This window comes from Pseudoalteromonas sp. Angola-7 (assembly GCF_028599255.1).
GTDB lineage: Bacteria > Pseudomonadota > Gammaproteobacteria > Enterobacterales > Alteromonadaceae > Pseudoalteromonas > Pseudoalteromonas atlantica.
In genome coordinates, this window is record NZ_JAQREL010000034.1 from 1 (window position 1) to 970 (window position 970).

General features: G+C 42.2%; 2 protein-coding genes. Both read left to right on the forward strand.

What is annotated here, in order from left to right; translation table 11 throughout:
• A partial coding sequence (locus tag PSH50_RS20945; RefSeq protein WP_273610069.1) for a multicopper oxidase domain-containing protein occupies positions 1 to 371 on the forward strand: 371 nt, incomplete at its 5' end.
• Positions 368 to 970 (forward strand): copper resistance protein B (locus tag PSH50_RS20950; protein WP_273610070.1); only part of this gene is annotated, 603 nt, incomplete at its 3' end. The genes PSH50_RS20945 and PSH50_RS20950, both read left to right, overlap by 4 nt.

Below are 970 nucleotides of genomic sequence, written 5' to 3' on the forward strand. Positions count from 1 at the left end.
TCACTAACCAGCAAGAGCCAGAAGCTGAAATTGAGTTGCATTTAACCGGAAATATGGAACGTTATAGCTGGTCATTTGATGGCTTAGAATTTGGTAAAAGCACGCCAGTGCATATGAAGCATAACCAACGTTTAAGAGTTATTTTACAAAACGATACCATGATGACGCACCCTATGCATCTGCATGGTATGTGGAGTGATTTAGAAAACGAGCAAGGTGATGTGCAAGTGCGACGTCATACAATACCTGTTCAACCCGCACAAAGAATCAGCTTTTTAACCACCCCTCACGATGTAGGGCGCTGGGCTTGGCATTGCCATTTATTATTCCATATGGATGCCGGCATGTTTAGAGAGGTAGTCGTATCATGAAACAATTAAAACTATCTAAATCATTTAGTTTATTAATGTTAACTGGGGCTTCATTAATTAGTTTCCCTTTATTAGCGCAAAGTGAAATGGCACAAATGAATAGCGCTAAGATGCAACCACAAGGAGGAAGTGCACCTAAAGATGCAAGAGACCCCCATGCTTACTCTGCGGGAACAACTTTAACAGAAGGCCCATATGCGCTTGAGGGCAATGAGCGATTAACACTCGCTGATGAGCATCCATTTTACGCATTACTAGGCGATCGTCTTGAATATAACGAGCAAGCAAACGCAGGTGTATTTGACTTACAAGCATGGTACGGCACTACCTTTGATCGATTGGTAATTAAAACCGAGGGTGATTTCAGCGAAGGAAGTATTGAAGAAAACCAAACCGATATTTTATGGGGTCACGCCGTATCAGCATATTGGGATACTCAAGCAGGTGTTCGTCTTGATTACAATAAAGAAGGTGAAAATCGGCAATGGTTAGCTTTTGGCTTACAAGGTTTAGCCCCTTATTGGTTTGAACTTGATATGACAGCATACGTAGGTGAGCGAGGCAATACCGCATTTACGTTAGAGGCAGAGTACGAACTA